The organism is Paraburkholderia sp. GAS42, from assembly GCF_050436565.1.
Lineage (GTDB): Bacteria > Pseudomonadota > Gammaproteobacteria > Burkholderiales > Burkholderiaceae > Paraburkholderia.
In genome coordinates this window covers 443,097-457,261 of sequence record NZ_JBNDML010000002.1, presented here as the reverse complement: position 1 = coordinate 457,261, position 14,165 = coordinate 443,097, and the positions used below count along the sequence as shown (strand labels likewise).

Genomic DNA, 14,165 nt, shown 5'->3' with positions numbered 1-14,165 from the left:
CCCGGGACTCGAAAGCCTTCGGTAAAACCGCATCGTGGTTCAATGCATAACGCTGCGGGCGCCTTCCAGCGCCCGCAGCGAGGTCCGGTCTTACTGGCTGGCGGCCTGACCGATGCCCGCCTTTTTCTCTGCCTTTTGCAGCTTGTCCGGATAGTTCGGATCGTTCTGCGACGGGTTGTAGCCCGCATCTTCGAGCTTCTTCAGTTCCGCGTTCTTCTTCGCCCGCGCCTGCTTTCTTGCGGCCTTTTTCTCCGCTTTGGTCGGACTGGCAGGGGTCATTGCCGCGGCTGCGCCATTGCCCGGGGCAGCATCACTCGCGCCTTGAGCCATCGTCGAAGTCGCGAACCCGAAGCTCAAAGCTGCCGATACGAGCAGCAGCGTCGCGCTTTTTGTGCAAGACATTGTCATGTTGGCCTCCACGCCAGGAACGATCGTTGAATACACGGAGCCTGACGGATACTGCGAAGTGATTCAGGTCCGTGGCTCCCATTATTTGCAACAGGATGCAAAGGACAATGTACACGTCCGCCCGGCATTGTGCGCACTCGCTGCAACCACGCCCTCATTCGCCGTATGTACAGGCGGCACGTATCACGCGACGTCCACCACGATCTTGCCTCGCGCGGTTCCGCTCGTGATCGCTTCGTACGCGCGTTCTGCTGAAGCAAGGTCGAAGCGTCGCGGATCAAGCCGTGGTGTGAGCTTGCCTGCTTCAACGAGACGCGTGGCATCGCGCAATATCGCACCATGATGCGCCCGGCGCTCGCCGCTCAGTAGCGGATGCAGCGTAAACACGCCCGAATAGCTGGCTTCGCGAAACGAGAGCGGCGCCAGCGCATGCGTACCCCAGCCCAACGCGCTCACCACGTGACCAAAATGCTTCACCGCCGCGAACGACGCGTCCAGCGTCGCGCCGCCTACGGTATCCACCACGACATCGAAACCCGCGCCTTCTGTCAGCGACGCCACGTATTGCTCGACGGACTGCGCACGATAGTCGATGGCTGTCGCACCGAGGCGCGCGACAAGGTCGAGATCGCGCGAACTCGCCGTGGCGAACACCTTCGCGCCCAGCGCGGCCGCGAGCTGTACGGACACATGTCCGACGCCACCCGCGCCGCCTTGCACCAGCACCGTTTGACCCGCCTGCACGCGCGCCCGGTCGACGATGCCCGAATACGCGGTAATGAACACGAGCGGCAGCGCAGCGGCTTCGCGCATGGTCAACGTGGCAGGCTTCAGCGCAAGCAGGTCCGCATCGACGGCCGCGTATTGCGCCAGCGATCCCTGGATACCGCCGACGCCACCCGTCATCCCGTACACCTCGTCGCCGGGTTTGAATGCGCTGACGCCCGTGCCGACCGCCTCGACCGTACCCGCGAGATCGATGCCCAGCACGAGCGGCAACGGATGCTTCGCGTGCGCAGCGCTACCGGCGCGGATCTTGGTGTCGAGCGGATTCAGCCCGCTTGCCGCGATGCGCACAAGCACCTGGCCGCGCGACGGTTCGGGTCTCGAGAGATCCGTCATTTCGAGCGGACCGTTATAGCGATTGAGAACGAGTGCCTGCATGGACATGATGTTTTCCCTGTTGAAGGAAGGAGGAGATGCATCCATACTGGTTCATGCGAAACAGCATGTAAATCTACGTTTTTGCATGATCTCCAAACGAAAATGACTGGCCACAATCCTGAATGGAATGACGTGCGGATCTTTCTTGCCATCGCGCGCAGCGGCACGCTGGGCGCGGCGGCGAAGCAGGTCGGCCAGACCCAGCCGACGATGGGCCGCCGGCTGCGCGCGCTGGAAGAAGCGCTCGGCCACGTGCTTTTCCAGCGTACCAGCGACGGCTTCGTCCTGACCGATGAAGGCGCAGCGGTACTCGCGTACGCCGAAAGAATGGAAGAAGAAGCGCTCGGCTTCACGCGCGCGCTTGCCGGCAGCGATGCACAGCTGACCGGCGTTTTGCGCGTATCGTCTTCGGACTGGTTCGGCGTCCACGTATTGACGCCCGTATTCGCGAGATTTCTGGCCCGGCACAAAGGCGTCTCCCTTGAACTCGTGACGGATTCGCGCCCCTACAACCTCGCGCGTCGCGAAGCCGACCTCGCGTTTCGCATCACCCCCTTCGACGAACCCGATGTCATCCAGCGCAAGCTGATGCACATGGATTACGCCTTATACGGGCGCAGCGATCTCGTCCCGCCGCGCGCAGGCGACGGCGAAGGTCACACGCTCATCAGCATGGATAGCGCATTCGATGTCTTGCCTGACGTCGTGTGGGTCAAACGCATGCTGCCGAAAGCAACCATCGCGTTCGGCAGCAACAATCGCGGCGCGCAGGCGCGTATGTGCGCGGAAGGAGGTGGCTTTGCCGTGTTGCCCTGCCCGCTTGGCGATACGACGCCGGGCCTGCAGCGCATCGATCTGGGCGAAACGCCGCCGGGACGCGATGTCTGGTTCGGCTATCACCGCGACCTGCGTCGCGTCGCGCGACTTCGCGCAATCGTCGATATGACCGTCGAGGCGCTGGCCAACGTTTGATGCATCGCTACGCAGCGCGGCGGTTGCACGCAGGGTTGCTCATGGACGCACATAAGGCGAACGCGCAGGCTCATTCCTTACGCGCCTTACGTCGACGTTTTGGCGCGCCCGCGCCGGATATCCCTGCAAAACCGTTTCGGACGTAGCAACATCGTCGCCCGGCAAAGCTTGCATCAGATACAATCATCGGCGAGCGCTGTACCTAAGCGACATCCCAGCCTACCGCCGACATCGGGGACAGCGTTGAGCACGAATCGATATGCAGGCAAAGGAAAGCGTTTCGCCGGGCGGGTCTATCGTCTGCGCATGATCGGCCTCGGTATCGGCTTTTTCTGCGTCGCATCGGTTTTCTATCAGCTGCATGCAAGCCTCTGGCTGTGGGCATTACTCGTCTTTCACGGTTTTATCTGGCCTCACGTCGCGTATCGCGCGGCGCTGACCTGGCAGATCCCGTATCGCGGCGAACGCTGCAATCTGATGATCGATTCAATCTTCGGCGGCCTGTGGGTGGTCGCGATGCGCTTCAATCTGCTGCCGTGCGTGCTGATTCTCGCGATGCTGAGCATGGACAACATCGCGGCCGGCGGCATGCGTTTCTTTCTGCGTGGTGTTGTCGCGCACTTCTCTGGTTTTGCGATTGGCGTGCTGACGCTCGGCCTGACGTTCGAGCCGCAATCGCAGATGCCGACGGTTATCGCATGTGTGCCGTTTCTGGTGCTGTACCCGCTTGCGCTCGGCTGGTCCACCTACCGCATGTCGCAGAAACTGGCGTTGCACGCGCGCGAATCGGAACGCCTGAGCCGTACCGACGGGCTGACAGGTCTGTGGAACCGTCGCCACTGGGAAGACCTGCTTGCCATCGAATTCGAACGCTGCCGCGCGGGTGGCGCGTCATGCTGCCTGCTGCTGCTCGATCTCGATCACTTCAAACGCGTCAACGACACCGAGGGCCACGCCGCCGGCGACGCGGCGCTGCGCAGCTTCGCGCATTTTCTGCAGATGACGCTGCGGCCCGGCGATATTGTCGGCCGGTATGGTGGCGAGGAATTCGCCGTCATTCTGCCGGGGCTGAAACTGGCGGATGCGCAACCGATGGTCGAATTGCTGCTGCTCGATCTGCGCCTGCGCACCGGCAACCCTGACCGCGCGCTGCGCTGCACGGCGAGTGCCGGCCTCACCTGCTACCGGCCCGGCATGACCGATTTCACGGCCTGGATGATGGAGACTGACCGCTGTCTCTATGCGGCGAAAGCGAAAGGCCGCGATTGCGTCTTCGTGTCGGGCGAGCACGGCGCCTACTCGTTGAAGCCTGGCGCGCCAGCATCCATGACGCACGCCGACAGTCATTTATCGTTGTAGGCGCAAGCAGTTCACATTGCAGGCCCGACTGGATGTACGCCGGCGTGCAACGATCGGGTACAACACATTCCGGCGGCGTAGCCAGCGAAGCGGGCTGCGCCGAAGTCGTCACCAGTCCCTGCACGGCTGGCCAGTTCCTCGGCGTCACGAAGAGGTCCGCGGCAATCATGGCGCGGGCCGCTCTTCTGGTACGTCGCTAGTCACAACAAGTTCGTTGTCGATCAGTTGCAGCTTTAGCGGATTGTCGGGCGAGAGCGCCTTTTTAGGGAACACGCGGCGCCAGTTACCACCTCCCGCCGAGTCGCGGAAGAATGCAACGACGGCGACATACTGCGTGTCAGCGCGTATCGGCTGAGACAGGTTGACCGCTCCTCCAGGCGTGACAATCGCGCTCGCTGTATCCAGCAGATCCTGGGCGAGCACCGTGCGGTCGTTCTGCAGCAGGTCATCGTAGGAAGCGACATCGAACGCCTTGCGGTCCTTCAGCTGGTAGATTCGTACCGCGACCGACAGCGGCTCTCCGGCTGCCCCGCTGTTCAACGCGGAACGCGCGCTCAGGTCAACGTTCAATGTCTTGACTGTCTTGTGAAACACGGCGTTGTATGTGCTCGCTGTGCCTTCCGAGACGGACTGCCATGCTCCGCAGGCCGACAGAGTGAGGCACAAACCTACGACGACCACTACAGGAAATGTCCGCACGGATTCTTCGTGATTCATGCGTTCAGCGAGTCGTCGCGATCGAGATTTTGAGAATGCCCGCAACACGTGCAAAATCTGCTCAAACCGTGGCTTCTTCGTCAGTTCCATTCAACGCTTTCTCCGTGATATTTTCAGCCAACGTGGCACCATCGTCCTGTGTCAGAGCTGCCACCGTCTGCTCATGGTTGTTCTGATAGACGTTCCGATAGCGCAGGTAGCCGCCCGTAATGTCCTGTGGCTCCATCTTCTTCGGAATGCGGAATCCTGCGCGCGAATCGTGCAAGTAGCCATTAAATAGCTTTTCTACTCCAACGGGCACTTCGGCGTTCTCGACTACTGCCGAAAACAGCTCGCGCGTTTCGCTGCTGCCAGGACGGTGTTCCCACGCGTATTTTGCTGCCACGGCAGGTGACAGCAGATTGAGGAGCGCGTCGGTTCCTGCCGTTTTCAGCGGAGATTGCAGGGTGGCGCGCATTGCATTCACCTGTTCTGCGAGACCGTTCTGAGCTTCCTTCAGCTGGTCCCGGTCATCGGCTGTGGCGTGATTATAGAAATCGCGGTTTTCAAGATCCACTTTGGCCGGCAGCGCTTTTCGCCATTGCAGATACTGGCGCGTGTGCTGACGAATCATATCCAGCACACCGCTCTCGCCTGACGCACTTGTGATGATGTGGTTATCGCTCCAGTAGGCTTTATAGGCTGAGAGCAGATCGGTCGGAATTTCGAAGGCTGCCTTCTGCTCAGGCCGATTATCGATTTCATCGCGAGACAACAGCGGAACACCCGCTTTGACTGCTTCGTAGTACATGTCGTTCAACGGAATCTGTGACAACTGTCCGCATTTTCCCTGTTCGGTTGGCAGGTATCCGCCGCCTACGTCTGAGTGCATACCAGGGTACGCCACCTGACGCACGTTAGAGGCCATTTCGAGCGGAAAGCACGCCCGCTGCTCGTGCAGCGCAATGAAATGGACGCACTGCTCCACTATCCCTGGAATCGGCTGTGTGCCATCTGCCCATGCCATATGTCCATTCACACCAGGCATCATGTTCGGGATACCTACCGATGCGACGGTATCGAACAGCCCCATGAAATACAGACGTATCGGAACGCCTGCCAGTGTGTAATAGCCGCCATCGTTCTTCTTAAGCAACTCGCTCAACCAGTTTGCAAACGCGCGGGCTTCTGCTGAGCCACGCGAAAAGCCGAACACCGCGACGTTGACAGACTTAACCTTGCGCTGGCCGCTGTTCAGGACCCCTTCGAGCTTGTCTTCCCATTTGCGCAGGGCCGCAACACGGCGTTGCTTTTCCATAGCCATGTTCGCCAGCATCTGCCCTAACTTTGCCCCTAGACCGACCGTAACGGAGTTGGCGAACGTTTGCCCCATCACTCCTGCGGAGTTGGAACTTGAGCTGGAACTGATGGAATTAACGAGTTGTTTTGCCGCATCATTGGTAAGCAGCACATGACCATCGGTGGCATACGTATGTATCGCGTTTAAGATCCGCGTGATGCCCCAGTTAATGCGGTCAGCACCCATGTAGCCAGCACCCATTCCGAGCGTGTTCCCGCTCTGATTGTTGTCACCGATCTCCTCCATTGGCGTACCGACACCAGGAATATAAAAAGAGAATAATCCTTCGTCAGACTTATCAACGCGTGCATTGTAAAGTCGCGAAACATTGCTGTGCTTGTTTCGATCCCGTTGATTACCGGTGGTTTTCGGCTCAACCCAATCCTGGTTGTTGCCCGTGCCATCGAAGAATACGGTGGCATAGACTTGCCCCTGGCAATGCCCGGCTTCCTGCTTGTGTATACAGGCCATTGCAGCGGCTCTTCGTGCCATGTCGCGCGGGGAAAGCTTGCGATAGCCATCTGCAGGCAGAGGTTCCGGTCTCGTGAGCGTATAAGACATTTTCATCGTCCTTGTTATTGGATCTACATCCTTGCTTCGTCACCCTTGAGTGGGTAGTCCGGATTTGTTATGAAAACGAGGTCGGTGACGAAAACCTTGATCTCACCGTTACGCAGAAAGTGCACAGCAAATACCCCCGTGTCCTTTGGACCGAAGGTAGGAACAGCGACAGTACGACTTTGGGGATTCTTGTTGTATTCATCCGTCCACGTCACCTTTACGGTCATGCCGGAGGTGTATTTCGCCGGCAGGGACACGCAGCAGGCAAATCCTCCGCCACCCTCGTGTTTGCCGAGATACGAACCAGCTTCACTATTGACCGAAAAGCCACCGATATCGTGGTCGGTATGGTTGTAGCCCACAACATCGAGGCCCATGGTGTTGTCGGCTGCCGCATTGCGAAGGACGAGCAAAGCAGTCGATAGTGCGAGTATCACGATACAGGCAAGAATTTTGAGTAGACGATACATCTTGCTATCCTTATTGTTTTCACATGCGAGCTTCGTCGCCCTTCAGTTGGTAATCTGGATTGCTTATAATTACGAGATCTGTAATGAAGACCTTGATATCACCGTTGCGCAGAAAATGCACCGCAAATACGCCAGTGTCTTTTGGCTTGAAAGGTGGCACAGGAACGGCCCGGATCTGAGGGTTTTTGTTGTATTCATCCGTCCACGTCACCGTCACTGTCATGCCGGGACTGTATTTCGCCGGCAGGGAAACGCAGCAGGAAAATCCATGCTGCTCGTGCTTACCAACATACGAGCCAGCTTCGCTGTTGACAGAGAAATCGCCGATATCGTGATCAGTGTGGTTGTAGCCCACAACATCGAGGCCCATGGTGCCATCGGCTTCCGCATTGCGATGGATGAGCAAGGCACTCGACAGTGCGAGTATCACGATACATGCAAGGATTTTGAGTAGACGATACATTTTGTTATCCCTTGATTATTTTCACATCCGAGCGTCGTCGCCCTTCAGCGGGTAGTTGGGGTGTCTCGGGCCGTACATCGTGACAAACACCTTGATCTGACCACCGCTCAGAAAATGTACAGCAAACATTCCGCTGTCCTCAGGCGTGTAAGGTGGCACAGGAACGGTCCGGCTTTGACGGTTCTTGTTGTATTCATCCGTCCAGGTCACTGTCACGGTCATGCCAGGCGTGTATTTCGCAGGCAGGGACACACAACAAGCAAAGCCTCCCTGCTCGTGCCTGGCGAGAAACGAGCCAGCTTCTTCGTTGACCGAGAAATCGCCGATAGAATGATCGGTATGGTTGTAGCCCACAACATCGAGGCCCATGGTGTCATCGGCTGCCGCATTGCGATGGACGAGCAAAGCAGTCGACAGTGCGAGTATCACGATACATGCAAGGGTTTTTAATAGACGATACATTTTGTTATCCTTATTATTTTCACATACGAGCTTCGTCGCCCTTCAGTGGGCCATCCGGATTGCTTATAATTACGAGGTCTGTAACGAAGACCTTGATATCGCCGTTGCGCAGAAAGTGCACCGCAAATACGCCGCTGTCCTCAGGCGTGTAAGGTGGCACAGGAACGGTCCGGATTTGGGGGTGCTTGTTGTATTCATCGGTCCAGGTCACCGTTACGGTCATGCCGGAAGTGAATTTCGCTGGGAGGGAAACACAACAGGCTTCGCCATGTTCTTCGTGCTTGCCAACATACGAGCCAGCTTCGCCGTTGACAGAGAAATCGCCGATGTCGTGGTCGGTATGGTTGTATCCGACGACACCCAAGCCCATAGTGTCTGCGGCTGCGTGGCAACTGGAGAGCATAGTGCTCAAGAGCAGAAGCACTAGGCCACCAGCAAGTTTCTTCATTGTTGTCATGGCGCTCGATTTTTCACGGGTTCAGCGAGTCGTATCGCCCGAGGTTAATCGTTACCGTCTGGTTGGCGGCAGGTGTAAGCAACGCCGTCCAGGCAAGACGTGGCCGGTGCACGCCCGCCGGAGGTGGCCCGGCAGTCAGTGCGAGTTGCGGCGCATTTGCCGCGGGGATCTTCATGCACAGGATGGCGTCGGCCTTCTGGCCCAGATACACGGCCACCAGGCGCATCAGGTCGTCATGTAGCGGCTCGCCAGGCAGTAGTGCATGAGTCTGCGCGGCATCGAGCGGCTGGATCGTGACGAGCACCGCCTGTGAATGGTCGAGCAGGCGCGAGCCGAGCACGTGCCCGTCGCCCAGACCACTCAGCGTCTTACCGCCCGCAGCTCGCCGCGGCGACCGGGCTGTCAGCCCCTGGGGTGTCCCGACAGGCGTCCAAACCGGATAGAACTCGCGCACCGCAACCTGTGCGCCGTCCAGCAGGTGCCGCACCACGCCCGCGAGCCCTTCGGCTGGGCGCGTGCGTTGCGTGAACAGCCCCAGCAGGGCCAGCAGTCTTGAAGGGGCGAGGCCCGACTTATGCGCCGCGTTACCGATCCCGAGACCCGCCAGACACAGCAGATAGTTCGAGATATCGTCGGTCCCGCCCGCACGGAAGCTGACCGGATAGTGGTATTTGAGCCAGGCGCGGTAAAGGAGCGTGACGACGCGATGATTGAAGATGTCGAGAAAGGCCATCGCCTTCTCGTGTCCTTCGCGCCGCAGCACGATGTCGTCGATCAAGTGAGACGGCATCGCCGCGTTCACACCGTACAGCCCGAGGAAGGTCGTGCGCACCGAGGGCGGCGCCTCCGACCGCTCTTCATCGAACTCCACCCCCGCCACTTCGGAGCCTGGAAAGCCCACGCGTCCCTTCGGCCGGAATCGAACGGGTTCATGCTCCAGCGCGTCCTGCGAGCCGAAACCCGGGAGCTCCGGCGTATGCAGCTCGAGCAGACGGCAGAGCTGGAAGATATTCATCCGCGGTGCGCTGGCAAGCACCGCGCGCACGAACGGCGCGAGCTTTGGCCTTCGCAAGCCCATGCCACCCATGCCGTAGCGCACGTCGTCCGCTTCGCTCATATCGGCGCCCGGTCCGATTTGCTCGCCGGCCATTCGATACGCTCCTGGGTCGGCAGACTGACGATCACCAGTCGCGTGAAAAGATTCACGTCGGCATACAGTTCGAAGAAACGGTGCAGCAGTTCCCCGAAAAGCATCAGGTCGCCTTCGCCCGAGAACGCCCGGCTGTCGAGCGTCACCTCGATCTGCAGGCCGCGTTCGACCGCCCCGCCCGTTACCTTGCGCAGGCCCTTGCGGGTGACCTTCTGGATGCCGTCAAGACGCCGACGGTTCATCTCGCCGTCCGTCCAGTCGTAGAGCGCGAGCGTGCCGCGCAGCACTTCGGCATCGATCAGCGACAGGTAGTTCGGCGCCAGATGAGAAAGCACCCGCCACTGGAAGCGGTCGCCCGTTGGCGGGTGCAATGGCAGGGTCGGCGACACGAGATTGCGCACGCGCGCTACGTTCGGTACGCCGCTCATCAGTTCGTTGATGCTGGCCTCGCGCAGACCCTTGCGCGGCAGCATCCCGTTCGTGCCGGTGACGCGCAATGAGAGCGTCTCGCGCGGCAGGTCTTCCGCGTTTTCCCATGCGTGGCCACCGAGCACCACCCACGTTTCGTAAAGCCCCTTCACCCCCTGCTGAACGCGCGTGTGATAGTAGCGCTCCGGTGCATCGTGCCGCAGCATGCCGCCGCGATGTTTGAAACTGGAGAACGGCACGTACTCGACGCGCGCCCCTGAGTCGTGATCGTGTGCGTCCAGGGCGTCGACCGAATACGTCTCGACGTGGCCGCCGTGACGCTGGCGTGGCCGTACCGCGTATTCGGTTTCGTGGTGATTGACGCGGACCGGCTCCGCGTCGAGCCGGAACAGGTTGATGATCGGCACGCAAAAGAGTCTGATGTTCTTTTCGGAGAATCGCAGATCCGCCGGATACGTCTGGTTGAGCACGACTTCGACCTCGAATTCGGTGACGCTTGGGGCCAGCGCGGCGAGATCGATGCCGAAGAGATCAACGAAGAGGAATTTCTCAGGAAAGCTGAAATACTCGAGGAGAAGTTGATACCTGTACAAGGCCGTCACGAGTGGACAGACGCTCAAGTCTGTCGAGGTCAAGTGGTACAAGATCGACGACGCGGGCAAGGAAAAGGAGTACTTCAACACGAAGCTCGACAACGTGAAGATTGTCGCCGTTCGCCCGAAGATGCTCGACATCAAGAACCCTGATTACGAGAAGCACAACCACCTCGAAGAGGTCGAGTTGCGCTACGAAACCATCACGTGGTCGTACAAGGACGGCAACATCATCCACAAGGACACGTGGAACGAGCGCTCCTAAGCGACAGTCTCTCAGGAGGCCGGTACCGGCCCGACTGATCCCCGCATCGGTTGTGTGCCGACCGTCGTTTCGCCAGTTCACCCTGTGGACTGGCGTTTTTTGTTACCGGCAGACCTCTTCCCTGCCGCGCCCCAGGACCGGGTACCACCATGACGATGCGCGACACCACTCATCTGCTTCGCAAACTCAATCCGCATTGCGCGAGCGCGCTTGAAGCGGCCGCGAATCTCTGTAACGCGCGCCTTGCCAGTGAGATAACCGTCGAGCACTGGCTGCTGAAGCTCATCGAAGCAGGCGACGGCGATATTCCCGCGATCCTGCGCCGCTATGAGATCGACATTGATGCCGTATGGAACGCGCTGCTCACGGCGATTGACCGTCTGCCTCGCGAGCTGCGTGGCAAGCCGTCCCTTTCCCGGTCACTCGCGAGTGTGCTCGAAAGCGCCTGGCTCCATGCGTCAGCTGGTGATTCCGCGCAGCCGATCCGTTCGGCGAACCTGCTGCAGGCGGTTGCAGATGCGCCGCATGTGCTGCGCGCGACCGACGCCTGGCCGCTTCTGTCCGTGAGCTCCACCCAGATCCAGCGGCTGCTGCGTGAACTGGACCGGTATTCGGTTGAGGGAGTGCGGCACGATGTGGGGAACGCCGCGGAAAGCGAAGCACCTGTATCGCCCGACGGTATTGCGGTGACAGAAGGCGGGGCGCAACGGAAGGCGCCGCCCTCTGCTGGAGTGAGCCGAAGCACAGACGGTGACGCCCTCGCCCGCTTCGCCATCGACCTGACCGAAAAAGCGCGGCGCGGCGACATCGACCCGGTCTTCGGCCGCGATCGCGAAATCCAGCAGATGGTCGACGTGCTCGCCCGACGTCGAAAGAACAATCCGATTCTCGTCGGGGAGCCGGGTGTCGGCAAGACTGCGCTTGTCGAAGGGCTCGCACTGCGCGTGGCTGAAGGCAGCGTGCCGAATGTCATTCGTGACGTGCGCATTCTCACGCTCGATCTCGGTCTGCTTCAGGCGGGCGCAGGTGTAAAAGGCGAATTCGAGCAGCGGTTGAAGAACGTGATTGACGAAGTGCAGGCCTCGCGCGTACCGATCCTGCTTTTTATCGACGAAGCCCACACGCTGATCGGTGCAGGCAACGCCGCCGGCGGCGCCGACGCCGCGAACCTGCTGAAACCCGCGCTCGCGCGTGGCGAGCTGCGCACCATCGCGGCGACCACGTGGGCCGAATACAAGGAATACTTCGAACGCGACGCCGCGCTCGAGCGACGCTTCCAGGTCATCAAGGTCGAGGAACCGGACGACGACGCGGCGTGCCTGATGCTGCGCGGACTGGCGAGCCGCTATGCGAAACACCACAACGTGCATATCCGCGGCGAAGCGATCGTAGCTGCGGTGAAGCTGTCGCGTCGCTACATCCCGGCGCGTCAACTACCGGACAAGGCGGTCGATCTGATCGACACGGCTGCCGCACGTGTGCGCATGGGACTTGAATCGCCGCCGCCGGACTTGCAGCGTGCCGCCGCAACGGTGACCGCGCTGGAACTTGAGCTTGCCACGCTCGATTCCGATCAGCAGGTTGGTGTGCCGGGACTGGCTGGCGAGCGTGAAACGCTGAACAAGGCACTCGCCGCGGCGAGAACAGAAAGCGAGCAGTTGCAGCAACGCTACACGCGCGAACTCGAACTGGTCAGTGGGTTGCTCGGCCATCGAGAAACTGGCAGCGACGCCGCAACGATCGAGGCCGCACAGCGTAATCTGTCAGATGCGCAGGGCAAGACGCCGCTGGTCTTCGCCGACGTCGATGCGCAGGCGATCGCGCGTGTCGTGTCCGAATGGACGGGTGTGCCTGTCGGCAATCTGGTTGAAGACGAACTGCGCAGTCTGCTTGCGATCGAACACGGCCTCGCCCAACGGGTTGTCGCACAGGACGATGCACTCGCCGCGCTCGCCGAGAGCCTGCGCACCGCCAGGGCAGGCCTGAAAACCGAACACGCTCCGCTGGGTGTTTTCCTGCTCGCCGGTCCATCCGGCGTTGGCAAGACGGAAACGGCTCTCGCGCTCGCCGACCTGCTGTTCGGTGGCGAATCGGCGCTGACCGTCATCAACATGTCGGAATACCAGGAAGCCCACACGGTCTCGCAACTGAAGGGATCGCCCCCGGGCTACGTCGGCTATGGTAAGGGTGGCGTGCTCACCGAAGCGGTGCGGCAACGGCCGTACTGCGTGGTGCTGCTCGACGAAGTGGAGAAGGCGCACCGCGACGTGCTAGACCTCTTCTATCAGGTATTCGACCGCGGTGCGATGCGAGACGGCGAGGGCCGCGAGATCGATTTTCGCAACTGTGTGATCCTGATGACGTCGAATCTCGGCAGCGCGCAGATCGACGAAGCGACGGCGGATAATCCGGCCATCTCACAGGATGAACTGCTCGAGGCGATCCGTCCGCAACTCGTCGCGCATTTCCAGCCGGCGTTGCTTGCGCGCTTCCAGACGCTCGTCTACCGCCCACTGGAAGCGGCGGCGCTCGAATCCATCGTGAAACTGAAAATCGGCAAGGTGGCTGAGCGCCTGCGCCGGCAACATAACGTTGCGCTTTCGTGCGACGAGGCGCTGACGGCATCCCTCGCGCAACTGTGTCTCGCGCGGGAGTCCGGTGCGCGCAACGTTGACGCGCTCCTAAACCAGCGGATTCTGCCGGCAGTGTCGCGTGAACTGCTCGCCAGGATGGCCGATGGTCTGGCACCCGCCGAGATCCGGCTGTCGATGTCCCCCAAGGGGACTTCCTTCGGGGCGTCGGATGAAGGCAACCTCATGATCGATTTCGTCGACCGCGCCGACGGCGAACACAACGAAACGGTCGGTCATGTTCCTGCCACCGAAGCTTCGACCTGAGGCCAGTGCGATGCCCGCCGGCCCCTCCCTTTACGACATGCTGCTCGGACATATTGACGGCGAGCCGCTCGAAGCTCACGACGACAAGACGCTCGAGATTCTCAGCGTCCAGGCGAATATCCGGCGCATCCTGAACACGCGCGCCGGAGCGCTGAAGCACGTGCCCGACTATGGGCTCCCGGATCTCACCGATGTGTACAGGAATCTTCCTGCCTCCGTTCACGACCTCAGGAACCAGATGGAGACGACACTGCTGAAGTTCGAGCCGCGTATCCGCGCAATTGATGTCGAGGTCGACGACAGGCCCGACCCCGGCCTGCTGGTCAGCTTCTGGATGACCTGTCACCTGAAAAAAGCGGGGCTCGTGCGTTTCGGGACCTATTTCGAGCCGCCTGGGCGTATGCGAGTGGAGCGCGCGCAGCCACTGAAGCCGGACCAGTGAGCGTGGGACAGACGCGT

At 60.3% G+C, this 14,165-nt stretch carries 13 protein-coding genes and 2 pseudogenes; 5 read left to right on the top strand and 10 right to left on the bottom strand.

The features are described from left to right. Positions 1-90: 90 nt before the first annotated feature. Positions 91-408, bottom strand: a complete 318-nt coding sequence (locus tag P3T16_RS04675; RefSeq protein WP_429341352.1) for a hypothetical protein — start codon at positions 406-408, stop codon at positions 91-93. Between the two features lie 183 nt (positions 409-591). Then, the gene (locus tag P3T16_RS04670) at positions 592-1,578 is read right to left on the bottom strand and encodes a zinc-dependent alcohol dehydrogenase family protein (protein WP_429341351.1); all 987 of its coding nucleotides are present in this window, start codon (positions 1,576-1,578) and stop codon (positions 592-594) included. 96 nt (positions 1,579-1,674) lie between these two features. Here P3T16_RS04670 and P3T16_RS04665 point away from each other — a divergent pair, with 96 nt between their 5' ends. Continuing rightward, the gene (locus P3T16_RS04665) at positions 1,675-2,544 is read left to right on the top strand and encodes a LysR family transcriptional regulator (protein ID WP_429341350.1); all 870 of its coding nucleotides are present in this window, start codon (positions 1,675-1,677) and stop codon (positions 2,542-2,544) included. Between the two features lie 243 nt (positions 2,545-2,787). Further along, the gene (locus P3T16_RS04660) at positions 2,788-3,903 is read left to right on the top strand and encodes a diguanylate cyclase (RefSeq protein ID WP_429341349.1); all 1,116 of its coding nucleotides are present in this window, start codon (positions 2,788-2,790) and stop codon (positions 3,901-3,903) included. 165 nt (positions 3,904-4,068) lie between these two features. Here the strand turns inward: P3T16_RS04660 and tssJ are convergent, their stop codons facing one another. The 8 genes and pseudogenes from tssJ to tssF form a co-directional block, all read right to left on the bottom strand. After that, the gene (tssJ, locus tag P3T16_RS04655; protein WP_429254433.1) at positions 4,069-4,620 is read right to left on the bottom strand and encodes a type VI secretion system lipoprotein TssJ; all 552 of its coding nucleotides are present in this window, start codon (positions 4,618-4,620) and stop codon (positions 4,069-4,071) included. A gap of 61 nt (positions 4,621-4,681) precedes the next feature. Further along, positions 4,682-6,520, bottom strand: a complete 1,839-nt coding sequence (locus tag P3T16_RS04650) for a T6SS phospholipase effector Tle1-like catalytic domain-containing protein (RefSeq protein WP_429341348.1) — start codon at positions 6,518-6,520, stop codon at positions 4,682-4,684. A 23-nt stretch (positions 6,521-6,543) separates the two neighbouring features. Continuing rightward, positions 6,544-6,990, bottom strand: a complete 447-nt coding sequence (locus P3T16_RS04645) for a DUF3304 domain-containing protein (RefSeq protein ID WP_429341347.1) — start codon at positions 6,988-6,990, stop codon at positions 6,544-6,546. A 19-nt stretch (positions 6,991-7,009) separates the two neighbouring features. Further along, positions 7,010-7,453 carry a DUF3304 domain-containing protein gene (locus P3T16_RS04640; protein ID WP_429341346.1) on the bottom strand — a complete coding sequence of 148 codons (444 nt, stop codon included), beginning with the start codon at positions 7,451-7,453 and terminating at the stop codon, positions 7,010-7,012. 21 nt (positions 7,454-7,474) lie between these two features. Beyond that, positions 7,475-7,915: a DUF3304 domain-containing protein gene (locus P3T16_RS04635; protein ID WP_429341345.1), complete on the bottom strand. Its 441-nt coding sequence runs from the start codon at positions 7,913-7,915 to the stop codon at positions 7,475-7,477. Between the two features lie 19 nt (positions 7,916-7,934). Further along, the gene (locus P3T16_RS04630) at positions 7,935-8,363 is read right to left on the bottom strand and encodes a DUF3304 domain-containing protein (protein WP_429341344.1); all 429 of its coding nucleotides are present in this window, start codon (positions 8,361-8,363) and stop codon (positions 7,935-7,937) included. A gap of 22 nt (positions 8,364-8,385) precedes the next feature. Continuing rightward, positions 8,386-9,522: a type VI secretion system baseplate subunit TssG gene (gene tssG / locus P3T16_RS04625; protein ID WP_429341343.1), complete on the bottom strand. Its 1,137-nt coding sequence runs from the start codon at positions 9,520-9,522 to the stop codon at positions 8,386-8,388. Further along, positions 9,486-10,535: pseudogene (tssF, locus tag P3T16_RS04620) on the bottom strand (type VI secretion system baseplate subunit TssF); the annotation flags it as partial. The pseudogene tssF and the gene tssG, both read right to left, overlap by 37 nt. Between tssF and tssD the strand changes: the two are divergent. The 3 genes and pseudogenes from tssD to tssE all read left to right on the top strand — a co-directional run. Beyond that, positions 10,534-10,809, top strand: a pseudogene (gene tssD, locus P3T16_RS04615) (type VI secretion system tube protein TssD); the annotation flags it as partial. The pseudogenes tssF and tssD sit on opposite strands and share 2 nt — an antisense overlap. Positions 10,810-10,958: 149 nt before the next feature. Beyond that, positions 10,959-13,706 (top strand): type VI secretion system ATPase TssH, encoded by a 2,748-nt coding sequence (tssH, locus tag P3T16_RS04610; RefSeq protein ID WP_429341342.1) that lies wholly within the window; start codon positions 10,959-10,961, stop codon positions 13,704-13,706. 10 nt (positions 13,707-13,716) lie between these two features. After that, positions 13,717-14,148 (top strand): type VI secretion system baseplate subunit TssE, encoded by a 432-nt coding sequence (tssE, locus tag P3T16_RS04605; RefSeq protein WP_429341341.1) that lies wholly within the window; start codon positions 13,717-13,719, stop codon positions 14,146-14,148. Positions 14,149-14,165: the final 17 nt, after the last annotated feature.